Source organism: Brevundimonas sp. (assembly GCF_030704825.1).
Taxonomy (GTDB): Bacteria; Pseudomonadota; Alphaproteobacteria; order Caulobacterales; family Caulobacteraceae; genus Brevundimonas.
Genome location: NZ_JAUYNX010000016.1, coordinates 200,494 through 223,340, shown reverse-complemented (window position 1 = coordinate 223,340; position 22,847 = coordinate 200,494). Strand labels below are relative to the sequence as shown.

General features: G+C 68.7%; 23 protein-coding genes. 10 read left to right on the top strand and 13 right to left on the bottom strand.

Annotated features, from left to right (window positions below; translation table 11 throughout):
- Positions 1-2: 2 nt before the first annotated feature.
- Positions 3-692, bottom strand: a complete 690-nt coding sequence (locus Q8Q71_RS09905; RefSeq protein ID WP_305759420.1) for a DUF1499 domain-containing protein — start codon at positions 690-692, stop codon at positions 3-5.
- A gap of 4 nt (positions 693-696) precedes the next feature.
- A complete protein-coding gene (locus tag Q8Q71_RS09900; RefSeq protein ID WP_305759419.1) occupies positions 697-2,331 on the bottom strand; it encodes a long-chain-fatty-acid--CoA ligase in 1,635 nt (544 codons plus the stop codon).
- A 146-nt stretch (positions 2,332-2,477) separates the two neighbouring features.
- On the opposite strand from Q8Q71_RS09900, the gene udk reads away from it, so the two are divergent.
- Positions 2,478-3,125 carry a uridine kinase gene (udk, locus tag Q8Q71_RS09895; protein WP_305759418.1) on the top strand — a complete coding sequence of 216 codons (648 nt, stop codon included), beginning with the start codon at positions 2,478-2,480 and terminating at the stop codon, positions 3,123-3,125.
- 81 nt (positions 3,126-3,206) lie between these two features.
- Positions 3,207-3,830 carry a TetR/AcrR family transcriptional regulator gene (locus tag Q8Q71_RS09890; RefSeq protein ID WP_305759417.1) on the top strand — a complete coding sequence of 208 codons (624 nt, stop codon included), beginning with the start codon at positions 3,207-3,209 and terminating at the stop codon, positions 3,828-3,830.
- Positions 3,831-3,834: 4 nt separating this feature from the next.
- Here the strand turns inward: Q8Q71_RS09890 and pdxH are convergent, their stop codons facing one another.
- The gene (gene pdxH / locus Q8Q71_RS09885) at positions 3,835-4,509 is read right to left on the bottom strand and encodes a pyridoxamine 5'-phosphate oxidase (protein WP_305759416.1); all 675 of its coding nucleotides are present in this window, start codon (positions 4,507-4,509) and stop codon (positions 3,835-3,837) included.
- 86 nt (positions 4,510-4,595) lie between these two features.
- On the opposite strand from pdxH, the gene Q8Q71_RS09880 reads away from it, so the two are divergent.
- The 4 genes from Q8Q71_RS09880 (at position 4,596) to Q8Q71_RS09865 (ending at position 8,211) form a co-directional block, all read left to right on the top strand.
- On the top strand, positions 4,596-5,321 hold the full coding sequence (locus Q8Q71_RS09880; protein WP_305759415.1) for a DnaJ C-terminal domain-containing protein: 726 nt from the start codon (positions 4,596-4,598) through the stop codon (positions 5,319-5,321).
- Between the two features lie 12 nt (positions 5,322-5,333).
- A complete protein-coding gene (aroC, locus tag Q8Q71_RS09875; protein WP_305759414.1) occupies positions 5,334-6,419 on the top strand; it encodes a chorismate synthase in 1,086 nt (361 codons plus the stop codon).
- A 455-nt stretch (positions 6,420-6,874) separates the two neighbouring features.
- Positions 6,875-7,570, top strand: a complete 696-nt coding sequence (locus Q8Q71_RS09870) for a pirin family protein (protein ID WP_305759413.1) — start codon at positions 6,875-6,877, stop codon at positions 7,568-7,570.
- 71 nt (positions 7,571-7,641) lie between these two features.
- Positions 7,642-8,211 carry a YcxB family protein gene (locus Q8Q71_RS09865; protein WP_305759412.1) on the top strand — a complete coding sequence of 190 codons (570 nt, stop codon included), beginning with the start codon at positions 7,642-7,644 and terminating at the stop codon, positions 8,209-8,211.
- A 67-nt stretch (positions 8,212-8,278) separates the two neighbouring features.
- Here Q8Q71_RS09865 and lon read toward each other — a convergent pair whose 3' ends face one another.
- Together lon and clpX are read right to left on the bottom strand one after the other, a co-directional pair.
- Complete coding sequence (lon, locus tag Q8Q71_RS09860; RefSeq protein ID WP_305759411.1) at positions 8,279-10,675, bottom strand: endopeptidase La; 2,397 nt, start codon at positions 10,673-10,675, stop codon at positions 8,279-8,281.
- Positions 10,676-11,030: 355 nt separating this feature from the next.
- Positions 11,031-12,305 carry an ATP-dependent Clp protease ATP-binding subunit ClpX gene (gene clpX / locus Q8Q71_RS09855; RefSeq protein ID WP_055832584.1) on the bottom strand — a complete coding sequence of 425 codons (1,275 nt, stop codon included), beginning with the start codon at positions 12,303-12,305 and terminating at the stop codon, positions 11,031-11,033.
- A 189-nt stretch (positions 12,306-12,494) separates the two neighbouring features.
- On the opposite strand from clpX, the gene Q8Q71_RS09850 reads away from it, so the two are divergent.
- Entirely contained in the window at positions 12,495-13,136 is a 642-nt protein-coding gene (locus Q8Q71_RS09850) for an HAD-IB family hydrolase (RefSeq protein ID WP_305759410.1), read from the top strand.
- A 9-nt stretch (positions 13,137-13,145) separates the two neighbouring features.
- On the opposite strand, the gene Q8Q71_RS09845 is transcribed toward Q8Q71_RS09850, so the two are convergent.
- The 4 genes from Q8Q71_RS09845 to tig all read right to left on the bottom strand — a co-directional run bounded on the left by Q8Q71_RS09845 (position 13,146) and on the right by tig (position 16,663).
- Entirely contained in the window at positions 13,146-13,466 is a 321-nt protein-coding gene (locus Q8Q71_RS09845; RefSeq protein ID WP_305759409.1) for a hypothetical protein, read from the bottom strand.
- A 75-nt stretch (positions 13,467-13,541) separates the two neighbouring features.
- Complete coding sequence (locus Q8Q71_RS09840) at positions 13,542-14,183, bottom strand: ATP-dependent Clp protease proteolytic subunit (protein WP_305759408.1); 642 nt, start codon at positions 14,181-14,183, stop codon at positions 13,542-13,544.
- Positions 14,184-14,277: 94 nt separating this feature from the next.
- Positions 14,278-15,252 carry a hypothetical protein gene (locus Q8Q71_RS09835; RefSeq protein ID WP_305759407.1) on the bottom strand — a complete coding sequence of 325 codons (975 nt, stop codon included), beginning with the start codon at positions 15,250-15,252 and terminating at the stop codon, positions 14,278-14,280.
- Positions 15,253-15,319: 67 nt separating this feature from the next.
- On the bottom strand, positions 15,320-16,663 hold the full coding sequence (gene tig, locus Q8Q71_RS09830; RefSeq protein WP_305759406.1) for a trigger factor: 1,344 nt from the start codon (positions 16,661-16,663) through the stop codon (positions 15,320-15,322).
- A gap of 194 nt (positions 16,664-16,857) precedes the next feature.
- On the opposite strand from tig, the gene Q8Q71_RS09825 reads away from it, so the two are divergent.
- Positions 16,858-17,559, top strand: coding sequence for an MBL fold metallo-hydrolase (locus Q8Q71_RS09825; protein ID WP_305759405.1), 702 nt, complete (start codon positions 16,858-16,860; stop codon positions 17,557-17,559).
- Positions 17,560-17,569: 10 nt separating this feature from the next.
- Here Q8Q71_RS09825 and Q8Q71_RS09820 read toward each other — a convergent pair whose 3' ends face one another.
- Positions 17,570-17,854: a hypothetical protein gene (locus Q8Q71_RS09820; protein WP_305759404.1), complete on the bottom strand. Its 285-nt coding sequence runs from the start codon at positions 17,852-17,854 to the stop codon at positions 17,570-17,572.
- On the opposite strand from Q8Q71_RS09820, the gene Q8Q71_RS09815 reads away from it, so the two are divergent.
- Positions 17,853-18,155 carry a hypothetical protein gene (locus Q8Q71_RS09815; RefSeq protein ID WP_305759403.1) on the top strand — a complete coding sequence of 101 codons (303 nt, stop codon included), beginning with the start codon at positions 17,853-17,855 and terminating at the stop codon, positions 18,153-18,155. The two genes, Q8Q71_RS09820 and Q8Q71_RS09815, sit on opposite strands and share 2 nt — an antisense overlap.
- Positions 18,156-18,275: 120 nt before the next feature.
- Positions 18,276-18,500 carry a general stress protein gene (locus Q8Q71_RS09810; protein ID WP_305759402.1) on the top strand — a complete coding sequence of 75 codons (225 nt, stop codon included), beginning with the start codon at positions 18,276-18,278 and terminating at the stop codon, positions 18,498-18,500.
- A gap of 60 nt (positions 18,501-18,560) precedes the next feature.
- Here Q8Q71_RS09810 and egtB read toward each other — a convergent pair whose 3' ends face one another.
- The 3 genes from egtB to Q8Q71_RS09795 form a co-directional block, all read right to left on the bottom strand.
- Positions 18,561-20,726, bottom strand: a complete 2,166-nt coding sequence (gene egtB, locus Q8Q71_RS09805) for an ergothioneine biosynthesis protein EgtB (RefSeq protein WP_305759401.1) — start codon at positions 20,724-20,726, stop codon at positions 18,561-18,563.
- 99 nt (positions 20,727-20,825) lie between these two features.
- Positions 20,826-21,839 carry a low specificity L-threonine aldolase gene (locus Q8Q71_RS09800; protein ID WP_305759400.1) on the bottom strand — a complete coding sequence of 338 codons (1,014 nt, stop codon included), beginning with the start codon at positions 21,837-21,839 and terminating at the stop codon, positions 20,826-20,828.
- Positions 21,840-21,844: 5 nt separating this feature from the next.
- The gene (locus Q8Q71_RS09795) at positions 21,845-22,822 is read right to left on the bottom strand and encodes a mechanosensitive ion channel family protein (RefSeq protein WP_305759399.1); all 978 of its coding nucleotides are present in this window, start codon (positions 22,820-22,822) and stop codon (positions 21,845-21,847) included.
- Between the last annotated feature and the right edge of the window lie 25 nt (positions 22,823-22,847).

Here is a 22,847-nt window from a genome sequence, read left to right as displayed (position 1 = left end):
GGTCAGCCGGCGGCGCGCAGGGTTTCGCTGATGGCGGTCGCCATGCGGCACGCCTCTCCGCCATGGGGCCGATGATCGCGGGCCGCGACGCGGATGTCGGTGCGGCCCGGCCGGATGCGGATGACGGCGTCGTGGTCGACGCCGAACCAGAAGCCCTCGCGGCTGCCGTCAGCCCGCGCCACGCCGGCGCCGCGCAGGGTGAAACCGGCCTGTTCCAGGGCGTAGATGGCGGCCGTCGGCGCGACCTGCCGCATCACCGGCAAGGCGCCGGGGCAGGCTTCGGCCCCGACCGCCGGACCGGGGCCCCGCCCGCTCCGCTCGTCGCCGAGATCGCCGAAGCCGGGCACCTCGGCGAGATCGGTGCTGACGTTCTCCACCGGGCCGGCGGCGATGCGGGCCTTCTGCCAGAGGAAGCCGCCCAGGGTTCCTCCCGCCACGAGCGCGGCCAGGACGGCCAGGGCTCCCAGCTTGCGGAAATTGCCGAAGGACAGGGCCAGCGCGCCCAGGGCCGCCGCCACGCCGAGGAAGGACAGATACCAGCCCGCCCGCAAGGTCAGCAGGTCGTAGCCGATCTCGACCGGCCAGGCCCCGACCCGCGTCCCCAGGGCCGCGACCAGCACCAGCACCGGCGCGGCGACCGCCAGGGCCGCCAGCGCCTGGACCCGTCCGGCCCCGGGCGTGCGGCGCGCCACGGCCTCAGCCCCCCGCCGTCGGCAGGCGGTAGTCCTTCAGCCGCTCGCGAACCAGCTTCTTGTCGATCTTGCCGGTGGCGCCCAGCGGGATGTCGTCGACGAAGACCACGTCGTCGGGCATCCACCATTTGGCGATCTTGCCCTGCAGGAAGTCGAGATGCTCCTGCTTGTTCTGGGTCTCGCCGGGCTTCAGCTTGACGATCAGCACCGGCCGCTCGTCCCATTTGGGGTGGGCCGCGCCGATGACGGCCGCCAGTTCGACCTTCGGATGGCCGACGGCGATGTTCTCGATCTCGATCGAGCTGATCCACTCGCCGCCGGACTTGATCACGTCCTTGGCGCGGTCGGTGATCTGCATGAAGCCGTGTTCGTCGATGGTCGAGACGTCGCCGGTGTCGAAGAAGCCCTCGTGGTCGAGGATGTCGCCGCCCTCGCCCTTGAAATAGGCCCCGGCGATGGTCGGCCCCTTGATCATCAGCCGGCCGTAGGTCTGCCCGTCGTGCGGCATCTCCTGGCCGGCGTAGTTCTTGAGCTTGAGCTCCACGCCCAGCGGCGGCACGCCCTGTTTGATCCGCCACTTCATCTGCTCGTCGTACGGCAGGGCCAGCAGCTCGGGCGGCAGGTTGGACAGGGTGCCGATTGGCGAGGTCTCGGTCATGCCCCAGCCCTGCAGCACCTCGATGCCGAACTCCTCCTGGAAGGCGCGGATCAGGCTTTCCGGCACGGCCGAGCCGCCGATCAGCACCTTCTTCACCGTCGGGATGCGCAGATTGTTCTCGCGCAGGTGGGTCAGCAGGCCCTGCCAGACGGTCGGCACGGCGGCCGAGAAGGTCACCCCCTCGCTCTCGATCAGCTCGTAGATCGCTGCGCCGTCCATCCGCGCGCCGGGCATGACCAGCTTGGCGCCCGAGGCCGGGCCGGCGAAGGCGATGCCCCAGGCGTTGGCGTGGAACATCGGCACCACCGGCAGGATCACCTCTTTCGGCGACGGACCCAGCACCGTGGACTGCATGCCCAGCAGGGTGTGGATGAAGTTCGAGCGGTGCGAATACAGCACCCCCTTGGGATTGCCGGTCGTGCCCGAGGTGTAGCAGAGGCCGCAGGCGGTCTGTTCGTCGAACCCGCCCCAGGCCACGTCTTCCGAGGCCGAACCCAACAGCGCCTCGTAGCATTCGGCGCCGGGCAGACCGGTCGCCGGCATGGTCAGTTCGTCGGTCAGGACCACCACCCGCTCGACCGAGGGGCAGTGCGGCAGCACGGCCTCCAGCAGGGGAATGAAGGTCAGGTCGACGAAGATGATCTTATCCTCGGCGTGGTTGATGATGTAGGCCAGCTGCTCCGGGAACAGCCGCGGGTTCAGGGTGTGACAGACGGCGCCCATCCCCATGATGCCGTACCAGACCTCCATGTGGCGGCCGCTGTTCCAGGCCAGGGTGGCGATACGGTCGCCGACCTTGACGTCCCAGTCCTTCAGCACGCTGGAGACGCGTTTGGCCCGGGCGTGGATCTCGGCATAGGTGGCGCGGACGATCGGCCCCTCGACCGAGCGGGTGACCACCTCGCGGTGGCCATGCCAGTTCTTCGCATGGTCCAGGATCTTGTCGACCGTCAGCGGCCAGTCCTGCATCAAACCCAGCATCGCAATCCCTCAACTTGCGCCTGCTTTATCGGGGCGCTTGACGGCCACGCTATCGGCGCGACCGGCGATAAGCAACGTGACGCCGGGTCAACCGAAGTCGGCGCCCGGCTTGGCGAAGGCGGCCCCGGGGCCCTAGAAGCGGGGCCATGCCAATTCTCATCGCCATCACCGGGGGCTCCGGGTCCGGGAAAAGCACCCTCGCGGAAGCCCTGGTCGCCGCCCTGCCCGACGGCGCGGCGGTGCTGCTGCGCGAGGACGCCTATTATCGCGACGCCGCCAGCCTGCCCGATTTCGATCCGGCGACCTTCGACTTCGACGATGTGGCGGCGCGGGACCATGTCTTGATGATCCGGGATCTGGCCGAGCTCAAGGCCGGCCGGGACATCATGGCGCCGATCTATTCCTTCATACATCACGGCCGCGAACGGGGCGGAGAGCCGGTCCGGGCCGCCGCCGTCGTCGTGGTCGAGGGTACGCATGTCCTCTGCACGCCGGGCCTGGTCGACCTGTTCGACATCCGGGTCTTCGTCGACACGCCCGCCGACATCCGCTTCATCCGCCGCCTGCTGCGCGATCAGATCGAGCGGGGGAGGACCGCGGATTCGGTGATCGCCCAATACCTGGCCACGGTGCGTCCGGGGCACGAACGGCTGACCGAGCCATCGCGGGTGAACGCCGACTTCATCGTCGCCGACGCCACCGCGGCCGTGCGGCTCGAGGATCGCCAGGCCGTCGTCCGGCTGGTCGCCCCCGTGCTGGCCCATCCGCTGCTGGCGCCGCTGGTCGCGACATGACCGCCGAACAGCGTTCGACGGCCTCTTGACCCTCCCCATATCCAAGCCCCACCCTGCGGGCCTCCGCGAGCCAGGAATTCCATGCACGGCACCGCCGTCCGCCCCCGATCCGCCGATCCCAAACGTCAGGCCATCGTGCGGGCCGCGCGAAAGTCCTTCGTCAGCGAGGGCTACGCCGCGACCCGGATCGAACCGATCGCCCGCGAGGCCGGAGTCTCGACCGCCACCCTCTACGCCCTGTTCGACGGCAAGGCCGGGCTGTTCTCGGCGGTCATCGACGACGCCGCCGAGGATTTTTCACACCAGATGGCCGGCGTCCGGACCATCGAAGGCGACGCGCGCCAGCAGCTGACCAGCTTCGCCGAGGCCTACGCCGGCTTCATGGGCGATCCGTTCATCCGCTCGGTGTTCCGTCTGGTGATGGCCGAGCGGCCGCGGTTCGAGGCCGTGGCCCTGCGCTTCTTCGAGAAGGGCCGGGCGGAGTTCGGCGCCACCCTGATCGGCATTCTGGTCGCCCAGTCGGAGTCCGGCGGCCTGAAGCCGATCGCCAGGCCGTCCTGGGCGGCGGGGAATCTGATGGGGATGCTGGAACACCCCGTCTTCCTGGTCCCCCTGGTCACGGGGGACGAAATCCGGGTCCGCCGGCCGCTCGCCGTGGTGGTGGAAGACGCGGTCGAAACCTTCCTGGCCCGCTACGGGGCCTGACCGGTCAGGGCCAGAGGCGCGTCTTCGCCCAGCCCTCGCCTGTCCGGTCGAAGCGCAGCCGGTCGTGCAGGCGGAACGGCCGGTCGCGCCAGAATTCGACGCTGTCCGGAACCACCCGCCAGCCGGTCCAGCGCTCGGGCCGCGGCACCTCCTCGCCCTCGAACCGCGTCGTCTCGCGCATCACGGCCGCCTCCAGCGCCTCGCGGCTTTCCAGCGGCCGCGACTGCTCCGAGGCCCAGGCCCCGATGCGGCTCTCGCGCGCCCGGCTGGCGAAATAGGCGTCGGCCTCGGCCCGGGTCACTGGCTGGACCGCCCCGCGCACCCGCACCTGGCGCCGCAGGGATTTCCAGTGGAACAGCAGGGCGGCCCGGGGCTGGGCCGCCAGGTCGCCACCCTTGGCGCTCTCGCGGTTGGAATAGAAGGTGAATCCCCCCGCATCGACGTCCTTGAGCAGGACCACCCGCGCGTCGGGCAGGCCCTCGGCGTCCACCGTGGCCAGGGTCATGGCGTTGGCGTCGTTCGGTTCCGTCGCCCTGGCGTCGCCGAGCCATTCCACGAACAGGGCGACCGGCTCGGCGCGGTCGAAAATGGTCTCGTCGCCATTGGCGGCCAGGGCGGCGGCGTACTGCTCCGCATATTCCTCGCGGGTGGGGCTGGGCGGAATCACGGGGGTGGTCATGGCGTTGAGATAGGCCTTGGCGAAGCCGATGGGGAGAGCGTCACGGTTAACCCGGCATTGACCGTATGTCGCGCCTTAGTGCGAGGATGCACGCCCGATCGCACGCCGAAGTCGTCTCGACCCGCGAGGCCTGGGCCCTGCTCGGCCTGACCGGCCCGGCGGAGGGCGAGGCGCTGACCGCCGCGTTCCGCATCGCCATCAAGGCCGCGCGGCCCGAAGCGCCGGGCGGCAGCGAGGCGCGATTCCGCAAGACGATCGCGGCCTGGCGATTGATCCAGCGGCAGGCCGCCCCGCTGGCGCTCGCCGCGCCGACGGCGCCTCCGCCCGCCCCGCCGGTGGTGGCGATCGGGCCGATGGAGGCCCTGAACGGCGGCCACGTCGCGATTCGACTGGCCGGCCGCACCATCAACATCCGCCTGCCCAGGGGCCTGCGCAGCGGCGAACACCTGAGGCTCCGCGACGCGGGCGGCGGCGGCGGCGACGTCTATCTGCCGGTGCTGGTTCGCGGCGCGGACGGGCTGAGCGCGGTCGGCGACGACCTCTACATGACCTGCCCCGTCCCCCCTCGCCTGCTCGAGGACGGCGGACGGCTGGAGATCGACACCCACGCCGGCCTCCGCTCGGCCTGGCTGGTCGCCGGGCACCAGCCGTTGCGGCTCAGGCTCAAGGGACTGGGCCTTCCCGCGCGCGGCGCGCGGCCGCAGGGCCATCTGTTCGTGACGCTGCAGCCTTCGGAGGACGCCCCCTCGGCGGCTGAGGATCTGCTGGTCCGCTTCACCCGCGTCTGGACGCCGGACCGGCTGGCGGCCTAAGCCTGACGGGTCATGTCCCACAACACCTTCGGCCATCTGTTTCGCGTGACCACCTGGGGCGAGAGCCACGGGCCGGCGATCGGCTGCGTCATCGACGGCTGTCCGCCGTTGATCCCGCTGACCGAGGCCGACCTGCAGCCGTGGCTGGACCGCCGCAAGCCCGGCGGCAGCCGCTTCGTCACCCAGCGGCAGGAGAGCGACACGGCCCGCATCCTGTCCGGCGTGTTCGACGACGGGGACGGACCGGTGACCACCGGCGCGCCCATCGCCATCCAGATCGACAACGAGGACGCCCGGTCCAGGGACTATGGCGAGATCGCCCGCGCCTTCCGGCCCGGCCACGCGGACTTCACCTACCAGGCCAAATACGGCGTGCGCGATCACCGCGGCGGCGGCCGTTCCTCGGCGCGCGAGACGGCGATGCGCGTGGCGGCCGGGGCGGTGGCGCGCAAGGTGCTGGGCGAGAACGTGCGCATCCGCGCCGGGGTGGTCCAGCTGGGCCCGCACCGGATCGCCCCGGAGGCGGTGGATTTCGACGCGGTGTACGACAACGCCCTGTTCGCGGCTTCGGCCGGGGTCGTGCCGGCGTGGGAGGACTATCTGGACGGCGTCCGCAAGGCCGGCTCGTCGATCGGCGCGGTCGTGGCGCTGGAGGTCACCGGCGTCCCCGCCGGCTGGGGCGCGCCCATCTACGGCAAGCTGGACGCCGAACTGGCCGCGGCGATGATGTCGATCAACGCGGTCAAGGGCGTCGAGATCGGCGCCGGCTTCGGCGCCGCCGAACTGTCGGGCGAGGAGAACGCCGACCAGATGCGCATGGGCGACGACGGGCGGCCGGTCTTTCTGTCCAATCAGGCCGGGGGCGTGCTGGGCGGCATCTCGACCGGCCAGCCGGTGACGGCGCGGGTGGCCTTCAAGCCCACCTCCTCCATCCTGACCCCGCGCCAGACCGTCACCCGCGACGGTGCGGAGACGGATTTGCGCACCAAGGGCCGCCACGACCCCTGCGTCGCCCTGCGCGGCGTGCCGGTGGTCGAGGCCATGGCGGCCTGCGTCCTGGCCGATGCGATGCTGAGGCACCGGGCGCAGGTCGGGTGACGTCGAAGCTGCCACGCCGCCGCTTGGGCTGGAGGCTCGTTCCACTCTGGTTTGATGAGCACGGCTCCTCCCTCGGCATCCCCTTGGGGGCCTTGGCTGTCGCTGCACTTCTGGCCTTGATGTGGTTCGTCCTCGACCCTCGATTCCCGGCACGAAACGTCACAGGACGGATCACGGGGATGGGCTTTCTGGAGGTTGAAGGCCGAGGGTCGGTCAGTACGGCAAGCGTGGCGGTCGAGGGCGATCCGGTGCGGGTAGAGCTCCCATCACGTCACGGATGTCGGGTTGGGGATCAGGTGCAGTTGCGGCAGCTGGGTGTTCGTTGGGGCTACATGTATCGCGTGGCCAACACCCGCTGGCCCTGCCATCCACAATGACCCCTTTTCAGCCACCGGAACTGTTACTATATACGCGCCAGCGAGGTTCATAACCCTCGGAGTCCCGGGAGCATCCCCATGATCGACATTCGACCCTTCAACACCCTCGGCGGCGCCAACCACGGCTGGCTGAACGCCAAACACCATTTCTCCTTCGCCAACTACTATGACCCCAACCGGATGAGCTGGGGCCGGCTGCGCGTCTGGAACGACGACGAGATCGCCGCCCAGTCGGGCTTTCCGCCCCACCCCCACGCCGACATGGAGATCATCACCTACGTCCGCACCGGGGCCATCACCCACGAGGATTCCATGGGCAACCGCGGCCGCACCGGCGCCGGCGACGTCCAGGTGATGAGCGCCGGCACCGGTGTGCGCCACGCCGAGTTCAACCTCGAGGACGAGACCACCACCCTGTTCCAGATCTGGATCGAGACCGACAAGCCCGGCGCCCAGCCCGGCTGGGGCATGAAGCCCTTCCCGAAATCGGACCGGACCGGGAAATTCCAGGTGCTGGCTTCCGGCGATTCGACCGATGACGCCCTGACCATCAACGCCGACGCCCGGGTGCTGGGCGCCACGCTGAAGGCCGGCGAGAGCCTGAGTTATTCGCTGGGCGAGGGCCGCCGCGCCTATCTGGTCCCGGCCGTGGGGGCGGTCGAGGTCAATGGCGTGGCCCTGAACGCCCGCGACGGCGCGGCGATCAAGGACGAGGCGGAGATCACGATCACGGCGAAGGCGGACGCCGAACTGGTGATGGTCGACAGCCTCTGATCAAACCCGAGCGCTCTGGCCAAGCTCGTGCCCGCCCGCCATGCTGGCGGCTGAACTTGATCGGAGCGCTCATGCACATTCAGGGTGAAATGCAGGTGGGCGAGGCTGCCCGATATGCGGGGCGAGCGAGCGCGCGCCTTTCGGGTCACCCCAAACCCATCATCATCGCGAACCTTGCGGCAGCCTTGACGACGGTGGTTCCGATCCTTGTATTCGGTGCTTGGCAGTCAGCGGTGGATGGGCCAGCCTGGCTGTGGCTGCCCGCCTTGCCGCTGGCGATGGCTTTCGGCTTCTGGGCCGGCCCAGCGGCTTGCCGCAGGTACACGGTGGGCACCTTTCGCAGAAATCTCGCCATGCGCGGTCTCAACGAAAAGTTCCTAAGCAGCATTACTGTAACGGATGACGCCTTCATCAGTTCAACCGGTCGCATGACCGTCACGGCTCCGTGGACGGCTGTCAGCGATCTCGTTCATACGGATCGCTACTGGATCTTTCTGGTGGAAGGCCATCCGCAGTTCCTGCCCCGGCGTTTCTTCACCTCGCCGGTCGAGGAGAAGGCCTTCCTGCAGGCCATCCTCAACCGGGTTTCGCCGGAAGCCCGCAACCGCAGCAACAAAGCGGTCGCCTTCGCGGCAAGCTGATCGCGGGCAAACGAAAAACCCCGCCCGGATCGCTCCGGGCGGGGGTCTTTCTGTCGGCTTCAGGCCGTCAGTGCGTCGCGGGCACCGTACCCACGTCCTGGATCGGCGGGGCGGCCGGCAGCGGGTCCGAGGCCTCGTCCCATTCCACCGGGGTCAGGGTGCCGGTCAGGGCCCATTTCAGGGCCTCGTCGGCGGTCTTGATCGGGACGATCTCCAGCGCCGACTTCACATTGTCGGGCACGTCGGCCAGGTCCTTCTCGTTCTCTTCCGGGATCAGCACCGTCTTGATGCCCGAGCGGAGGGCCGCCAGCAGCTTCTCCTTCAGGCCGCCGATGGCGGTGACCCGGCCGCGCAGGGTGATCTCGCCGGTCATGGCGATGTCCTTGCGGATCGGAATGCCGGTCAGGACCGAGACCATGGCCACGGTCATCGCCACCCCGGCCGAGGGACCGTCCTTGGGCGTCGCGCCGTCCGGCACGTGCACGTGGATGTCGGTCTTCTCGAACGCCGGCGGCTTGACGCCGATGCTCAGCGACCGCGCCCGGACATAGGAGGCGGCGGCGGAGATGGATTCCTTCATCACCTCCTTGAGGTTGCCGGTCACGGTCATGCGGCCGCGGCCCGGCATCTTGATCGCCTCGATGGTCAGGATCTCGCCGCCGAACTCGGTCCAGGCCAGGCCGGTGACGATGCCGACCTGATCCTCCTCGTCCGTCTCGCCGTAGCGGAACTTACGAACGCCGGCGAACTCGGCCAGCTTGGCCTCGTCGATGGTGATCGACAGCGTCTTCTCACGCGCCATCTCGCGCACCGCCTTGCGGGCCAGGCCGCCCAGGGCGCGTTCCAGCGAGCGCACCCCGGCCTCGCGGGTGTAGTAGCGGATCAGGTCGCGGATCGAGCTCTCAGGCACGACGAATTCCGCCGGCTTGAGCCCGTTCTCCTCGGTCACCTTGGGCAGGACGTGGCGTTTGGCGATCTCGACCTTCTCGTCCTCGGTGTAGCCGCTGACCCGGATGATCTCCATCCGGTCCATCAGGGGCTGGGGCATGTTCAGCGTATTGGCCGTGGTCACGAACATGACGTTGGACAGGTCGTAGTCGACCTCCAGATAGTGGTCGCCGAACGCATTGTTCTGCGCCGGATCCAGCACCTCGAGCAGGGCCGACGACGGGTCGCCGCGCCAGTCGGCGCCCAGCTTGTCGATCTCGTCCAGCAGGATGAAGGCGTTGGTGGTCTTCACCTTCTTCATCGACTGGATGATCTTGCCCGGCATGGAGCCGATATAGGTCCGGCGGTGGCCGCGGATCTCGGCTTCGTCGCGTACGCCGCCCAGCGACATGCGGATGTATTCCCGACCGGTGGCCTTGGCGATCGACTTGGCCAGCGAAGTCTTGCCCACGCCCGGAGGGCCGACCAGGCACAGGATCGGACCCTTGAGGCTGTTGGTGCGCGACTGCACCGCCAGGTATTCGATGATCCGTTCCTTGACCTTCTCGAGGCCGTAGTGGTCCTCCTCGAGGATGGCCTCGGCCTTGTCGAGGTCGATGGGTTTGGTCTTGGCCTTGCCCCACGGGATCGACAGCAGCCAGTCGAGGTAGTTCCGGACCACCGTCGATTCCGCCGACATCGGGCTCATGTTGCGCAGCTTCTTGACCTCGGCCTCGGCCTTGATCCGGGCTTCCTTGGACAGGCGCGTCTTACGGATGCGCTTCTCCAGCTCCATGATCTCGTCGCGGGCGTCGTCGGTCTCGCCCAGCTCGCGCTGGATCGCCTTCATCTGCTCGTTCAGATAATATTCGCGCTGGGTCTTCTCCATCTGGCGCTTCACGCGCGAGCGGATCTTCTTCTCGACCTGGAGGACGGAGATCTCCCCCTCCATCAGGCCATAGACCCTCTCCAGTCGCGCCGGCACGGCGATGGTCTCCAGCAGGCCCTGCTTGTCGGTGATCTTGACCGACAGATGGGCGGCCACGCTGTCGGCCAGCTTGGACGGATCGGTGATCTGGGGGATGGAGCTGAGGGCCTCGGGCGGCACCTTCTTGTTCAGCTTCACATAGTTTTCGAACTGCTCGATCACGGCGCGCAGCAGGGCTTCCGACTGGGCCGGCTCGCCCGGCTCGTCGGCGATCTCGACCGCCTCGGCCTCGAAATATTCGGCGCGGTCGGTGAATTTGGTCAGGCGGGCGCGGCTCTTGCCCTCGACCAGCACCTTGACGGTGCCGTCGGGCAGCTTGAGCAGTTGCAGCACCGTGGCCAGCACGCCGATCGGATAGATGGCGTCGGCCTGGGGATCGTCGTCGACGCTGTTCTTCTGGGTGGCCAGCAGGATCTGCTTTTCACCCTTCATGATCTCGTCGAGCGCCTTGACGGACTTCTCGCGCCCCACGAACAGCGGCACGACCATGTGCGGAAAGACGACGATGTCTCTCAGCGGCAGGACGGGCAGGGTCTTGGTCTCGGACATGATGCCTACTCTCACAGGGTCCTCGTTGATCTCGGACCCGCCGCGCCGGCGTCCGGAGCGCCCGCGCCCCGTCGTTTCGACTCGGCCCGCCGTTCGGCGGCCTTCGGATCAGTATGTGGTTCTGCGCGCGCCCGGTTCAAGCGTCGCGGCTGGTGGCGGCGGCTTTCCATCCACAACCGGTCAAGCTGCACGGCGTGGCCGGTCCTGTCCGCCTGGATCGGCATGGCCGTGCCGCCCGGCCGGCTCCCTTGAGGAAACCTGCCTTTGACGGTTGTGGCGCGCGGGCATCATCCCGCGCACAGAAAAGGGCGGGTCCGTCGCGCGGGCCCGCCCTTGTCCGTGTCGTCGGCCGGAATCAGGCGGCGCTGTCGGGCGCGGCCTTCTTGGACTTGGTTTCGGAATAGATCAGCAGCGGCTGGGCCTTGCCCTCGATCACCTCGGCGTTGACGACGACTTCCTCGACGCCCTCGAAGGTGGGCAGTTCGAACATCGTCTCCAGCAGTATGCCTTCCAGGATGGAACGCAGGCCGCGGGCGCCGGTCTTGCGGGTGATGGCCTTCTTGGCGACGGCGATCAGGGCGTCGTCGGTGAACGTCAGGTCGACGTTTTCCATCTCGAACAGCCGCTTGTACTGTTTGACCAGGGCGTTCTTGGGCTCGGTCAGGATGGTGACCAGGGCTTCCTCGTCCAGGTCCTCCAGCGTCGCCAGAACGGGCAGGCGGCCGATGAACTCGGGGATCAGGCCAAAACGCATCAGATCGTCCGGCTCGACCCCCTTGAGGATGTCGCCCGTGCGGCGCTCGTCGATTTCCTTGACCTTGGCGCCGAAGCCGATAGAGGCCCCGTCGCCGCGCGCCGCGATCACCTTCTCCAGGCCGGCGAAGGCGCCGCCGACGATGAACAGGATGTTGGCGGTGTCGACCTGCAGGAACTCCTGCTGCGGATGCTTGCGGCCGCCCTGCGGGGGCACGGAGGCGACGGTGCCTTCCATGATCTTCAGCAGGGCCTGCTGCACGCCCTCGCCCGAGACGTCGCGGGTGATCGAGGGATTGTCGGACTTGCGCGAAATCTTGTCGATCTCGTCGATGTAGACGATGCCGCGCTGGGCCCGTTCGACGTTGTAGTCGGACGACTGCAGCAGCTTCAGGATGATGTTCTCGACGTCCTCGCCCACATAACCGGCTTCGGTCAGGGTGGTGGCGTCGGCCATGGTGAAGGGCACGTCGATGATGCGCGCCAGGGTCTGGGCCAGCAGGGTCTTGCCCGAGCCGGTCGGCCCGATCAGCATGATGTTGGACTTGGCCAGTTCGACGTCGTTGTTCTTCGTCGCGTGGTTCAGCCGCTTGTAGTGGTTGTGGACCGCCACCGAGAGCACCTTCTTGGCGTGGCTCTGGCCGATCACATAGTCGTCAAGAACCTCGCGGATCTCCTTGGGCGAAGGAACCCCGTCCTTGGCCTTGGAGAACGAGATCTTGTGCTCTTCGCGGATGATATCCATGCACAGTTCGACGCATTCATCGCAGATGAACACGGTCGGTCCGGCGATGAGCTTGCGCACCTCATGCTGGCTCTTCCCGCAGAAAGAGCAGTAGAGCGTGCTTTTGGCGTCTGTGCCGGCGGCTTTGGTCATCGAGCCTTCTCACTCCCGCGGTTCGCCCCGATATGAGACGAAACGCGCTTCCTTCGCGTTGATTCCCGAACACTGGGCGCAAAGGTCTTCAAAAATTGACAATCACCCATACGGACGCCCGCCACAACCCCGGCCAAGCGTGGCCGAGGCGGGAAACGGACGGTTCACTGTTGAGGGAGATCGCGGCGAATGTCTGACATGGGAAGTCCCACCATGGTTCGCCAGTCGCCTCGCAAGGATCAGGCCATCGTCGCGTTTGATTTCGACGGCACGCTGACGATCCGCGACAGCTTCACCCAGTTCCTGCGCTGGCGGGCCGGCGCCGGCGGCTGGTTCCTGGGTCTGACGCGTATGGCGCCGGATCTGGCGGCCTACGCCGGCGATCGCGACCGCGGACGGCTCAAGGCCGCCTCGGTGCGGGAATTCCTCAAGGGCGTGCCCCGGATCCAGCTCGAGGAGGACGCCGAGGCCTTCGCCGGCCAGGTCTGGCCCGGCTTCATGCGCTACGACGCCCTCGCCTGCTGGAAGGACTGGGGCGCCAGGGGCGCGTATCGGGTCATCGTCACCGCCTCGCCCGAAACCACGGTGGCGCCCTTCGCGCGGAGACTGGGCGCCGAGGCCCTGCTGGGCACGCCGCTGGTGTTCGACGGCGACGACCGCGTCACCGGCGCCTTCGCCAGTCCCAACTGCCGGGGCGAGGAAAAGGTGCGGCGGCTGCGCGCGGCCTTCGGCGACGACATGAAACTGGCCGCCGCCTATGGCGACACTACGGGCGACACCGAGATGCTGGCCATCGCGGAAGAGGCCGGCTTCCGGCGGTTCAAGGGCTGATCCTGACCGTCAGCGGCCGTCGGCGTCCACGTCGAAAACCACGGCCTTGCCTCGCGAGGTGGGGTTCCAGCCCGCCTCGATCGCCGAGGCCACGGCATTGCGCACCGCCTCGACATTGATGCGCTGCTTCTCCTGGTCGGGCCGTCCGTTGGGGCGCATCGGCATCGGGAACTGCACCACCGCCTCGCGCTTGAAGTCCTTCAGCCGCAGGCTCAGGGCCATCCCGTCCCACTGGCCGCCAGCCTTCGGCTGGGGCTGGCGACGGATTTCCCACTCGTAGGTCTCGCCGTCGACCTCGACGATCCCGCTCGTATCGCGCGTATGTTGCATGGCGGCCTGATAGCACAAAAGAAAGGGGCCCGCCGGTCGCGGCGCGCCCCTTTCCGACCTGTTGCGGCGTCGGGGTCAGACGGTCTTGACGCCGTCCCCCTCGGCCTGTTCGCGGCGGTCGTAGACGTGGTCGACGATGCCCCAGGCCTTGGCTTCCTCGGCGCTCATGAAATGGTCGCGGTCGAGCGTCTTCTCGACCTCCTCATAGGTCCGGCCGGTGTGGTGGACGTAGATCTCGTTGAGGCGGCGCTTGGTGTAGCGGATGTCGGCCGCGTGCAGTTCGATGTCCGAGGCCTGGCCGCGGAAGCCGCCCGAGGGCTGGTGCACCATGATCCGGGCGTTCGGCAGGGCCACGCGCTGGCCCGCGGCGCCGGCGGTCAGGATCAGCGAACCGGCCGAGGCGGCCATGCCCATGCACACCGTCGAAACCGGCGAGCGGATGTATTGCATGGTGTCGTAGATCGCGAGCGCCGAGGAGACCTGGCCGCCGGGGCTGTTGATGTACATGCTGATTTCCTTCTTCGGGTTCTCCGATTCCAGGAACAGCAGCTGGGCGCAGATCAGCGAGGCCATCGTGTCCTCGAAGGGCCCCGTCAGGAAGATGATCCGCTCGCGCAGCAGGCGCGAGAAGATGTCGAAGGCCCGCTCGCCCCGGCTGGACTGCTCCACCACCATGGGGACGAGGTTCATGTTCATCAGTTCGATCGGATCGCGCATTGGGGCTTTCTCGGGATGCATCTGGGCGCGACTCACCGGCCGCACGCCTGTTGGACAGGATATCGCGTTGCCGAACCGTTGACGCAAGGCGCCGTCACGGCGTCGGCGCCGCCCCGGTCTCCGGCTCGGTCTCCGGCTCGGGCTCCCGGGTCCGGGCGTCGACCATGCCGCTGACGATCTCGCGCGCCTGTTGCGTCGGGCGCGCCCGGTCGCGGCGAGCGGCGTACAGGGACTGCAGATAGTCCCTGTCCCAGTCGGTCAGGCCGGCGGGCGGTTCGGCCGCGGTGAACAGGTTGAGGACGCTGGGCCAGTCCGAGGTGTCCGCCGCAGGGTCGATCTGGGCCAGGGCCACGAGGGCGACATAGTCGCTGAGCGCCCCGTACGAGATCCGGCCGATCCGGGGCGTGTCGAGGATGATGACGACCCGCACCAGATCATCGCGAACATTGGCCCGCAGCCGCGACACGTCGCGCACCCGCACCGCGGGAGCCTCCTCGCCATTCAGGCGGATCGCCACGTCGCCGGTGTCGACGCTGACCGGAAGGCTGACGTGCCACCAGCGAACCGGTGCGTCCGTGGTCTGGAAGAGCGCGAGCGCCCGGCTGCCCAGATCGGTCTGGTTCAGCGCGGGCCGAAACCCGTTGGGATCGTCCCTCACAAGGGCGACGGCCAGTTCGTCGGCGTCGGCCGCGGCGGCGATCATGATGTTGGGCCGGCATCCCGGCTCGCCGATCTCCAGCCCCAGGTCGAGGGCGACGGTCGATACGCGGTCGATCATGAACCGGGCGTAGCGGCCGCTCATATTGGCGGCGCCCACGCAGATCGCCCGGTCCCAGCGGCCCAGGCCCCGTCCGCGCGGGGCCGCGGCGACCTCGTCGATGAAGGCGGCGGCCCGCTCCTCCACCGGACGCGGGCCCGTCACCTCGACCGCGCCCAGCTCGACCGCCGGTTCCTGGACCCCGGCCTGCGGGTCCGGGGCGGAAACCGGAGCCGGCGGCGCCGGGTCCTGCGCCGCCTGTCCCGGGAGAACCAGAAGGCCGGCCGAGATCAGGCTGACGAAGAGGCTCATCGCGGGACCTTCCTTTGTGAACGACCGGGGCCGGACGAACCGGATCCAGCGATCCGGGCGGGCCGGATCAGCCCTCCTCGTCTTCCTTGAGCAGCTCTTCCTTGCTGATCGGGGTGTCGACGACCTTGGCCGTGTCGAAGATCAGGTCGCAGACCTTCTCCTCATAGATCGGAGCGCGCATCTGGGCGGCGGCGTTGGGGTTCTGGCGATAGAAGTCCAGCACCTGACGCTCCTGGCCCGGATAGTTGCGGGCCTCGTTCATGATGGCGTTGTTCAGTTCCTGGTCGGTGATCTGGACGTTGTTGGCGCGGCCGATCTCGGCCAGCACCAGACCCAGGCGCACGCGCCGCTCGGCGATCTTGCGGTACTCGTCCTTGAGCTTCTTCTCGGACTTCTTGGCGTCCTCCGGCGGCAGGCGGCTGGCTTCCTTGTCGGCCTGGACCTGTTGCCAGATGCCGTCGAACTCGGCCTCGACCATCTTGGGCGGCAGCGGGAAGTCGTGGGCCTTGTCCAGTGCGTCGAGCAGTGCGCGCTTCAGCTTGAAGCGGGCGGCGCCGACATACTGCTGGTTCAGATTGTTGCGCAGCAGCTCCTTCAGCTTGTCCAGCGACTCGATGCCGATGCGCTTGGCGAAATCCTCGTCGATCTTCGCCGGCGCCTCGGCCTTGATGGCCTTGACCTTGACGTCGAAGGTCACGGCCTTGCCGGCCAGGTGGGCCGCCTGGTAGTCCGCCGGGAAGGTCACGTTCAGGACCGTCTCGTCGCCGACCTTGGCGCCCTTCAGCTGCTCTTCGAAGCCCGGGATGAAGCGGTTGGAGCCGATCACCAGCTGGGCGTCCTCGGCGGCGCCGCCCTCGAAGGGCTCGCCGTCCAGCTTGCCCAGGAAGTCGATGGTGACCTCGTCGCCCTCGGCGGCCTTCACGGCCTTGCCCTTCTTGTCCTCATAGGACTTGGCCTGGCCGGCCAGTTCGGTCAGGGCCTCGTCCAGATCGGCGTCCGACGCCTCATAGGTCGGGCGTTCCAGCTTCAGCTTCTTGATGTCGGTCGGGGTGAAGTCGGGCATGACCTCCAGGGCCATTTCGTAGGCCAGGTCTTCCGTGCCGGCGATGACCTTGTCCATGTCCGAGGTCAGCTTCATCTCGGCGGGGGCGGCCGGACGCACCTTGGCGTCGTCCAGGGCCTTCTGGCTCGAGGTGTTCAGGGCGTCATTGACGATCTCGCCCATCAGGTCGCGGCCGAAGGTCTTCTTGACGTGCGAGGCCGGGACCTTGCCGGGCCGGAAGCCCTTCAGCTTCACCTGGGGCGCGACCTCCTTCAGCTTGGCGTCCAGCCGGGCGTTCAGCTCGGCGGCGGGGATGGTCACCGCGATCACGCGGCTCAGACCTTCGTTGGACTTTTCGACGACTTGCATGGTCGGGATTCTGACGCTCTGGGGCGGCGCCCTTTGGGGCAGGCGCTGCACTGTGGGGTAAAGCAACAAGGGCCGCCCTTTGGAGGCGGCGCCTTTGAAGCCCGCCCTTATGTCGAGGACCGCCCGAAAGGTCAACGTGAGACGCGGGGCACGGGACGGTTTCGGCGGCGGCGGAGGCGCGCTATCTGGACGCCATGAGCCCCTCCCCCGCCCCGATCGGCGTCGCCGTCTTCCCCGTCACGCCGCTGCAGCAGAACTGCACCCTCGTCTGGTGCCGCAAGACGCTGAAAGCGGCCATCATCGATCCGGGCGCTTCGATCGACGCCCTGCTGGGCGCGGCGGCCAAACAGGGGCTGACGCTCGACGCCATCTGGATCACCCACGGCCACCTCGACCACGCCGGCGGCGCGGCCGAGATGCAGGAGAAGACCGGGCTCGAGATCATCGGCCCCCATGCCGACGACCAGTTCTGGATCGACGGCATCCCGGCCCAGGGCCAGCTGTACGGCATCCCCGGCGCCCGCAGCTTCACCCCGACCCGCTGGCTGGCCGACGGCGATGTCCTGACCCTCGGGGAGACGACCTGGGAGGTGTATCACTGCCCCGGCCACACGCCCGGTCACGTGATCTTCTTCAACCGCGCCGCCCGCTTCGCCCAGGTCGGGGATGTGCTTTTCAAGGGTTCGATCGGCCGCACCGACTTCCCCCGCAGCGACCACGGCGCCTTGCTGAACGCCATCACGACCCGGCTGTGGCCGCTGGGAGACGACGTCACCTTCGTGCCGGGGCACGGGCCGACCTCGACCTTCGGCGCCGAGCGCCGCGGCAACCCCTTTGTCTCGGACGAGGCCATGCGGCGCGCGCCGATCGCTCGGCCGGCGACCGGCCCGTCCTAGGCGCTCCGGCTCAGCGGGCGACCAGCAGGCCGATCAGCACGCCCAGGCCGAGCGCGTAGAGGGACGCCCTGACCGGTTCGGCCTGCACGGCGCCGCGCAGCCGCGTCGTCCGCTCGCGTCCCCACGCCCGGGCCCGCGCCGCGTCCTCGCGCACCGCCTGCCGCAGCGGCCGCGCGCCGAAGGTCCGGCCTTCCAGCAGGATGGCGTCGGCCTGGCGGTCAAGCACGGTCGAGGCGGTGTCGGGATCGGCCTCGATGTCGTCGGGCGTGGTCGGGCCCGTGTAGGTCTCGCTCATGGCAGGCTTCCTGGCGGGGATGAGGAACTGCCACAATCCGCCGACGCCGGACCCGGTTCCGACGAAATCGCCGCCGCCGTCAATCGTGATTGAACACGGCGGTCCGGCGCGGCGTTCTTCCCGCAGCAAGGAGAAGGCCATGACCTATATCGAACCCGACAGCCCCGGCGGGAAGCCTGAAATCCTGCCGCCCGACACGCCCGGACCCGACATCGATCCGGCCGGGTCGCCGGACGAAGTACCGCAACAGGACCCCGGCGGCGGCGGGGAAGGTGACGCGCGCCCGTACGAGGGAAAGTGACCATCGCTCTCCCAAGTCCCTGTGATTCGTTCGCAATTGTGTGACCGCCCGACCGGAACCGGACGGGAGTCGGGGGGTTCTGTCAGCAACCATCAAACGCCGCCACGAAAGGAACCCCCGATGGCTCAAGGTCAGACCACCCGAGCGTCCGGCGTGTCCAAGCGGGGCTTCGCCTCCATGGACCCGGAACGCCAGCGCGAGATCGCCCGCAAGGGCGGCGCCAGCGTGCCCAGCGAGAAGCGCAGCTTCTCCCAGGACCGGAGCCTCGCGGCCCAGGCCGGCCGCAAGGGCGGCGAAGCCTCTCACGGGTCCCGCAACCGGCCGGCGCCGACCATCGCCGACTAGGCGAAACCGGCTGCGAACAGAAGAAGGGCGGCGACCGGACCGGTCGCCGCCCTTCTTCGTTCAGGCCTCCAGCAAGGCCAGGGCCACCGACGGCGCGGGACCGGTCTCGAACGCGGCCACGGTCCAGCCGGCGGCCTCGGCCAGTTCCCGCACCGACGCTTCGGCGTATTTGCGCGAACTCTCGGTGTGGATGGTTTCGCCGCGCTTGAACGTGATGGGGCGTCCGTCGATCTCGACCGTCATGTCCCGCGTCGCCTCGAGGTGCATCTCCATCCGCGACGCCGCCGTGTTCCAGACCGCGCGATGGGCGAAGGCGTCGACGTCGAATCCTGCGCCCAGTTCGCGGTTGGCCCGGACCAGCAGGTTGCGGTTGAAGGCCGCGGTCACGCCGGCGGCGTCGTCGTAGGCCGCGATCAGCGTTCCGGCCTCCTTCACCAGATCGACGCCGAGGATGAACAGGGCGTCCGGTCCCAGCAGGCCGCGCGCCGCCTTCAGAAAGGCGATGGCCTCGTCGCGCTCCAGGTTGCCGATGGTCGAGCCGGGGAAGAAGCCGATCTTTCGACCCGCGCCGATCCCGGACGGCAGGGCGCCCAGATGCAGAAAATCCCCGACCAGGGGCGCGATCCCCAGCGTCGGGTAGGCCTCGGCGATCCGCCGGGCGGCGGCGTCCAGCGCATCGGCGCTGATGTCGATCGGCACATAGGCGGCCAGGTCCGGCGCCGCGTCCAGCACGATCCGGGTCTTGTCGCTGGCCCCCGAACCGAACTCGACCAGAACCGCGTCCGGCCCGAACCGCGGCGCCCATTCCGGCGCCACCCGCCGCAGCAGGGCGGCTTCCTGCCGGGTCGGATAGTATTCGGGCAGGCGGGTGATCTCCTCGAACAGACGCGAGCCCTCGGCGTCGTAGAACCATTTCGGCGAGGCGACCTTGGGAGAGCGGGACAGGCCGGCGAGCAGATCGCGGCGGAAGCGCGCCGTCTCGCCCGCGTCGGCGGTTCGAACCACCGGGACGGGGGCGTCTTCGGCCAGTCGCAACCCCATGAAGGCCCACCTCTGATGTGGATAGAAGAAGTTTCGGTAGCTGACCCGGGCATGGCCGTCGGGCGTCGCGAAGCTGGAGCCCCGCAACACCATCTGGTTGGCCATGAACTTGCCGTTGTACTCGGACGCCGTGCCCTCGGTGGGCCGAAACCCCGGATAGGGGGCGTAGGCGCTGGAGGTCCACTGCCAGACCTCGCCGAAGGCGTTGGAGAAGGCCTCGGGACGGCATCGCGCCGCATGCTCCCACTCCGCCTCGGTCGGCAGCCGCTTGCCGGCCCAGCGGGCATGGGCGTCGGCTTCGTAGAGGCTGACGTGACGCACCGGCGCGGCCGGGTCGACGGGCTTGCGACCGGCCAGGGTCATCGTCGTCCAGCCCTCGCCCCCGCTCTCGCGGCGCCAATACAGGGGCGCTTCCCAGCCCCCGGCCTTCGCAGCCGCCCAGCCGTCCGAGAGCCACAGCTCCGGCCGGGCGTAGCCGCCGTCCTCGATGAAGGCGATCCAGTCGGCGTTGGTCACCAGATCGTTGGCCAGGGCGTAGGGTTCGAGCCAGACGCGATGCGCCGGCCCCTCGTTGTCGAACGCGAAGTCCGCGCCGCCATGACCGACCTCGACCAGGCCGCCGTTGAACCGGGTTGTTCCGCCCCGCGCGGGCTGGGCCGCCCGGGCCCGGGGTTCGGCCTCATAGGCCGCCGGGTCCAGCGGCGAACGCGCCATCAGGTTCAGCAAGTCCATCAGGAACAGCTCCTGATGCTGCTGATCGTGATGCAGGCCGAGGGTGAACAGATAGCGCTGGCGCCGGTCGGCCGGCCCCTCGCGAAGCCAGACGGTCATCCGGCGATCGATCTCGCGCCGATAGGCCAGCACCTCGTCCAGCGACGGGCGCGTCATCAGGCCGCGCTCCGGACGCTCCACGCGGGATCCGAGAGCCTCGTAGTAGCTGTTGAACAGGGTCTGGTAGCGTGGATCGACCGGCTGGTAGCCGGGCGTCTCGCCCAGGATCAGGGCCTCGAAGAACCAGCTGGTGTGGGCCAGATGCCATTTCCCCGGACTGCAGTCGGGCATGGACTGGGCGGCGAGATCCTCCGGGCTCAGCTTCTCCGCCAGCACAGGCAGGGCGCCCCGGACCATGCGATAGGCCGCGAGATCGTCCGCCGTCCGGTCGGCGATACGAGACGGTGCGTTCATGACAACCCCTCCGAACCTCGACCTGTCGCCGCGAGGCGAGAATGGTCACGCTTTGTTCTATTTAGGGCGAGCATGGCGACGGTTCAATGAACGGCGCGCTCAAAGCGTTGCGATGGCCTGCAAAAGTTCCTCGACGGCGTCTTCCCGCGTCGCCCACGAGCAGACGAACCGCACCGACCCGTCATCGAAGCGATAGCAGGCCCAGCCGGCCGCGTTCAGCCGCTCATGGGCCTGGGGCGGCATCCGCACGAACACCGCATTGGCCTCGACCGGATGCGCCAGGGCGAAGGCCGAGCGCGTCGCGATCCCCTCCGCCAGCCGCTGCGCCATCAGATTGGCGTGGGCCGCGCCGGCCTCCCAGTCCCCGCTCTCCAGCAGGCCGAGGATCGGGGCGGCCAGAAACCGGGTCTTGGACGCCGTCTGTCCGGCCTGCTTCAGCCGGTTGTCGATCCGCCGCGCCAGCGACCTGTCGAACATGACCAGGGCCTCGGCGCAATTGGCCCCGGCCTTGGCCCCGCCGAACACCAGCACGTCCACGCCCAGCCGGGCGATCTGCGTCAGGTCGAAGCCCGCCGCCGCCGCATTGGCCAGCCGCGCGCCGTCCATGTGCACGCCATGGCCCTTCAGCTTCACCGGCTCGATCAGATGGCGCAACTCCTCCTCGGTATAGACCGTGCCGTATTCGGTGGACTGGGTCAGGCTCAGGGCCGCCGGCGGCTGGCGATGGCCGACCTCGGGCTCGTCGAGAACGGCTTGCAGGGCGCGGGGATCGATCTTGCCCGACAGGCCCGGCAGGCCGATCAGGCCGACGCCCGAGCCGAAGAAGCCGGGCGCGCCGGTCTCGTCGGTGCAGACGTGGGCCGCGTGGTGGGCCAGCACCGCCTCGTGCGGCCAGGCCAGCATGGACAGGGCGATGGCGTTGGCCGCCGTGCCGGAGAAGACGAAGCGGATCTCGGCGTCGGCGTCCAGCCGGGCGCGGATCAGGTCGGCGGCGCGGGCGGTGACCTCGTCGGCGCCATAGGCGCGCGCGTAGCCGTCGTTGGCCGCGATCAGGGCGTCCAGGGCGGCGGGCGCCATGCCGGCGGTGTTGTCCGAGCCGAAGTCGTAGCGCATGGGCGTCAGGCCTTCTGGCCCAGCCGGCGGCGGCGGGGAGCCGGCGCCGGGGCCTGGGGCTTGGGTTCGGGTTTCGGCTTCTCGACCGGGTCGGGACCCGGCGCGGGCGGTTCATAGGCCACGGCGACCTGATGCGGGAAGGGTATTTCGACCCCGGCGGCGTCCAGCGCCTCCTTGACCCCCTGGGTCAGGTCGGCCCTGACCTGCCACCAGTCGTCGACCTGGACCCAGGCCTGGAGCGTCACCTCGACCGAGCTGTCCAGCAGATTGGTCACGCCGGCCCAGGGTTCCGGGTCCGCGAGCACCTTTTCATGCGCCTCGGCCACGCCCGCGATCACGGCCCGAGCCTGCTTCAGATTGGCGCTGTAGCCGACGGCGAACAGGATCTCGATGCGCCGCGTCTTCTGTCCGGTCAGATTGACGATGACATCGCCCAGCACCTTGGCGTTGGGCACCACGATCTTGTGATTGTTGGCGTTCGACATCTGGGTCACGAACAGGTCGAGCCGCTGCACCGTGCCCGAGGCCCCGCCGATATCGATGACGTCGCCGACCTTGTAGGGCCTGAGCACCAGCAGCAGCACGCCGGCCGCCACGTTCGACAGCGTCCCCTGCAGGGCGAGGCCGACGGCCAGGGAGGCCGCCCCCAGGACGGCGATGATCGAGGTCGTCTGCACGCCCAGCCGCTGCAGCACGGCGATCAGGCCGATGATGTAGACGACGACCCGCACCACCTGCACGGCGAAGCTGAGCACCGTCTGGTCGTGACGGAAGCCCCGGACCCGCGACAGCGCCCGGCGCGTCACGCCCGAGACCCAGCGCGCCGCAAACACGGTGGCCATCAGGATCAGGACGGCGATGGTCAGATTGACCGCGAAGTCGCCGGCCATGTCGGTCAGCTTGGCGACCATGACGGTATCGACCGCCGCGGCCTTCTCGCCCGCGGCGAGCGCCTGGTTGAAGGAGGGGAGGAGGGAGGACATGGGCCGGGTCTAACGCCTCCGTCCC